4 protein-coding genes and 1 pseudogene are annotated in these 4,168 nt (G+C 64.1%); all 5 read right to left on the reverse strand.

Translation table 11 applies throughout. The features are described from left to right. Positions 1-241: pseudogene (locus tag X741_RS1000000170645) on the reverse strand (hypothetical protein); the annotation flags it as partial. Further along, complete coding sequence (locus tag X741_RS1000000167790; RefSeq protein WP_023781016.1) at positions 238-1,776, reverse strand: head maturation protease, ClpP-related; 1,539 nt, start codon at positions 1,774-1,776, stop codon at positions 238-240. The gene X741_RS1000000167790 and the pseudogene X741_RS1000000170645, both read right to left, overlap by 4 nt. Beyond that, on the reverse strand, positions 1,766-3,313 hold the full coding sequence (locus X741_RS136565) for a phage portal protein (protein ID WP_023781017.1): 1,548 nt from the start codon (positions 3,311-3,313) through the stop codon (positions 1,766-1,768). Before X741_RS136565 ends, X741_RS1000000167790 begins: the two co-directional genes overlap by 11 nt. Then, complete coding sequence (locus X741_RS00095) at positions 3,313-3,510, reverse strand: hypothetical protein (protein WP_023781018.1); 198 nt, start codon at positions 3,508-3,510, stop codon at positions 3,313-3,315. The genes X741_RS136565 and X741_RS00095 overlap by 1 nt, the downstream gene beginning before the upstream one ends. A 4-nt stretch (positions 3,511-3,514) precedes the next feature. Continuing rightward, the coding region (locus tag X741_RS136560; RefSeq protein WP_023781019.1) for a terminase gpA endonuclease subunit at positions 3,515-4,168 on the reverse strand (654 nt) is incomplete at its 5' end.

The following is a 4,168-nucleotide window of genomic DNA, read 5'->3' on the forward strand; positions in this document are numbered from 1 at the left end:
GGATGTTCAGGCCGCCTTCGGCAAGATCGTCCGGGTCCTTCTGCAGTGCCATCTTGGCGCGCGCCGCATCGAGCGAGGCCATGGCGATGGCACCGGTGCCGATGTTCTTGTGGTTGGTGTGGAACAGCGCCACGCCATCGCTCATGGCGGCATTGGCGGTCAGCACCGCATAGACGAGGTTGCCAACGGTGCGGATGGCAGCGCGGCCCATGCGCGACGGGATGCGGGTGAAAACGCTCATGTCGTCGTTGATGATCGCCTGGCGGGTGATGGCAAACATCTTGCCGTAGGTGGCAAGCTGGATGCTCTCGCCGCGGTCGCCGATCGTGCCATAGGTGTATTCGCCACCTTCAGGCACCTCGGCCAGCGTCGGGAACAGGTTGAGATCGACGCGCTTGGCCGGCTTGAAGTCCGACAGCGATCCCTTGGCCGTCCATTTGGCGAAGGTTTCCTCGGCTTCGAGGTAGCCCTTGAGCATCGACTTGNCAGCGATCCCTTGGCCGTCCATTTGGCGAAGGTTTCCTCGGCTTCGAGGTAGCCCTTGAGCATCGACTTGTTGGCGACATTGGCCAACACCTCGACGAAGTCGCTGGTCGTGTGCTGGCCGCCGGCCATGACGAACTGGCGCATGCCGAGCGCAGCGCCGACCATGGTCATCGGGTCGCCGGTGACCATCTTGATACCGGCCTTTTCGAGGCTGGCGCGCGCCACTTCGCGCAGGCTCATCGACGAGAATTCGTTGACTTCGCCACCGGCTAGGCCAGCCTTGGACAGGATCGACTTCTCGACGCCCTGGCGGAAGCGGTCGCGCTCGTCGGCCGTCACGGTGGCAAAAGGCGGCTTCGGCGCACCACCTTCAGGGTCGGCGGCGGCAATGTGGTCGATGACCAAAGCGCTTGCCTTTTCGAGGCTGCCGCCGGCGTCGGCGATGATCTTCTGCGTGTCGGCGAAGGACATCTTCGCGCGCCCGCAGAGTTCGTAGATTTTGACGGCGATGGTATCGCCAGCCATGACCGGCGCGGGATTTGCCGGAGCGGCCGGAGCGGCCGGATCGATAATGACGGCGGGGATCGGTGCCGCCGCAGGCGTAGGAGTGGTCATAATGGGTTCCTTTCCATTGTTGAGCGGCGCGGCAAGAACCGCCACCATCGGAAGGCTTGCAGCCTTGCGATTTGCTGACATCGCGGCGAGGTTCGCCGGCGCGTTTCTGTAGGTCTGATAGTCGAAGCCGGCGTCGGCGACGGCCGGCTCGCCTTCCTCGGTCGCCGCCGTGGCAAAGCCCTTGGCGACGGCATCGTCGGGGGACAGCCAGGTTTCGGCTTTCATCATGGCGCGCACATCGACCTCGGCAAGGCCGCTGCGGTCGGCATAGACCAGGGCATAGACGCCGGTCAGGACATCGAGAGACGCGGCATTTTTGCGATGCGCATCGGCCGGCCCAAGCGTGATGCCGGCCGGCTCGTGGATCATCATCACGCTGCCGAGCGGCATGGTGATGGTGTCGCCAGCCATGGCGATGAGTGAGGCGGCCGAGGCAGCAACGCCGTCGACGATGATGGCCACCTTGCCGTCATAGCGCTTCAGCGAATTATAGATCGCGGCGCCCTCGGTGGCGACGCCGCCGCCGGAATTGAGGCGCACGGTGATGTCGCCGCTCATCTCGGCGAGCGCGTTGACGACATCGCCAGCGGTGAAGCCTGTGCCTTCCCAGAAGTCGTGGAAGCCGATCGGCCCGTAAAGGATCAGTTCGCCGTTGACGACCAGGCTATTGTCCATTGCTGTTGTCTCCTGTCGTGTCCGACGGGGCCGCTGGCGTGGCGGCGGTGACCGCATTGCCTGCCGCAGTGCGCATGCGTGGATCTGAATCGAAGATCAGGCCCAGATCGTCGGCGCGCTTGTTGGATGCCGCAATTTCGGCATCGAGATCTTCCGCATCGAAACCGAACTTGCGTTGCGATTCCGGCCGCGACGACAGGCCGATACGGATCGCGTCGCGCTCGGCGGCGATCTCTTCCTTCGGGTTGACCATCTCGCGGCGCGGCGGCGTCCACATCAGCACGGCGGCGGACAGGTCGCGCGCCAGGACAAGTTGCGCGGCTTCGAGAAACCAGCGGCCGACCGGTGTGCAGAGCTGCGGCACCATCATGAAGTTCTGAGCGGCGCCGATGGTGCGCTGGAATTCCAGCCAGCCCATCCGGCCGGACGAGAAATTGACGCCAGTCAGGTCGCCGGACAGCACCTCGTAGGAGACGCCGATACCGACCGCGATATCGCGCAGTTCGGCGGCCTTATAGCCGGCATACTCGCCGACGGATGGCGGCGTGCCGAAGGTGACTTCCTCGCCCGGCTTCAGGCGCTGGATCATGCCCGGTTCCAGGCTTTCAACCTGATAGATGCCGCCAGCGTCCTTCTGCGTCGCCTTGTTCGGGTCGGCCGCGGGCATCACGGTCGAGACGTTCTCTTCCGACTGGATAAAGGCCGCAAAGCAAGCCGCTACCTTCTGCCGGATCAACTGCGCATCGGCATAGTCGGCGAGATCGCGCATCTTCAGAATGACCGGCGCGAACCATGTGACGCCGCGCGCCTGGCCGGGTCGATCTGTGCGGAAGATGTGGGCGATTTCAGACGCAGGGACCAGATGGCTTTCATAAGCGATGCCGGAATAGGAGCCGGGATGCTGGCTGTAGAGCCAATATCCGACCAGCCGCCCGATCGGGTCGAACTGGATGCCCTGCACCATGTAGCCGCCATTGTTGGCGACCGGACCATCCTTGCTGGAATCGATGAAATCCGGCTCGAGGATTTCCAATTGAAACGGCAGCGGCAACCCATCCGAAGCACGGCGCGGCCGGCGGCGCACCAGCGCTTCGCCAGATTCGGCGACGGTCGCCATGGCGAGCCATTGCAGCCCGTAAAAATTAGTGCGGCCGCGCACATCGCAGGCCGAGGTGTCGAGATGCGCCTTGATCAGGTCGAGCAGCTTGGCCTTGACCGTCTTCGGCACATTGCCGGATACGGATGGGATGATGCCCGTGCCGACGATGTTGTTGGCCAGCACAGACTTGCCGCGCGCCGCATGCGGATTGTTGCGCACCATGTCACGGGCGACATCGCGCAGCCTAGACAACGCCGGCAGGTTTTCGGCATTGGCGTCGGTCGAGACGACGCGCCAGCCCTGGGCACGACGGCCACGCGTGGCGCCATCGAATGCCATGGTCGCCTGCGTGATCGCGGCGAGGCGGGCGCGGCTCTTGGCGCGGCGTTCGGCCATGCTTGGCGAGACGACAGCGATCGCGCGATCGAGCAGACCCATCAAAGACCCCTTGAAAAGCCGGCGACGGTGCGGCGCAGCGGCTGCGAACCTTCGACCTCGGCTTCCATTTCCTTGAGCGCCTTCCGCATTTCGCCGAGCGACTGATAAGTCGTCATCGTCTCGCCGTGCTTGAAGGTCAGCACGCCCGACGCGATGGCATTCTTCAGGGCGTCGATCTGGGTTTGCGTATAGGCCATCGCCCTATCCTTTCAGCCAGCCGGAGCGCGCATTGACGAAGCGCTCACCCTTCGGCGCGTTCTTGTCTTCCGCCTGTTTCTGCGCCGGCTTCGGCACCGGCATCGCCGCCTGCGCGAGCAAGGGCGCCGGCGCGAAGAAGTCGAGATCGCCGGGCAAGCCGCGCTCGGCGGCCAGATGCTTCCATTGATCCTCGGTCATCCGTGACAAGCCGAGATAATCGGCCAGCGCAGAATTGTAGACCTCGCAGTCGAGCAGGTGGTTTTCCTCGCCGCGGCGTACTGTCCAGACGCGGCGGACGCGGCCGCGGAAGGTCTCGTTTGCCAGATATTCCGAGGTGATCTGGCGGAAATAGACTTCGTCCTGCCACTGACCGAAATGGATATAGCCCGGCGGATTGACCGGCTGGCCTGCGGCTACACCTTCCTTGCGCAGATCGGCGTAGAAAGCGCCTTTCAGCGGCCATGTGCCGACCGCCCAGACCATGGCGCCGTTGCGGATGCGTTTACCGTTGAAATCGATATCGACCGGCGACGGCTGGCCGAGCGGCGGGCGGCTCCAGCCATCGACGCCCTTCAGTGCGAACGTCGCCGGCTTGCCGCGCACCCAGGTGTAGACGATATGGCTGCGATAGCCGCTGTCGACGCCGAACAGGTCGAC

This window comes from Mesorhizobium sp. LNHC221B00, from assembly GCF_000502935.1.
In the GTDB taxonomy this organism is placed as follows: Bacteria; Pseudomonadota; Alphaproteobacteria; order Rhizobiales; family Rhizobiaceae; genus Mesorhizobium; species Mesorhizobium opportunistum.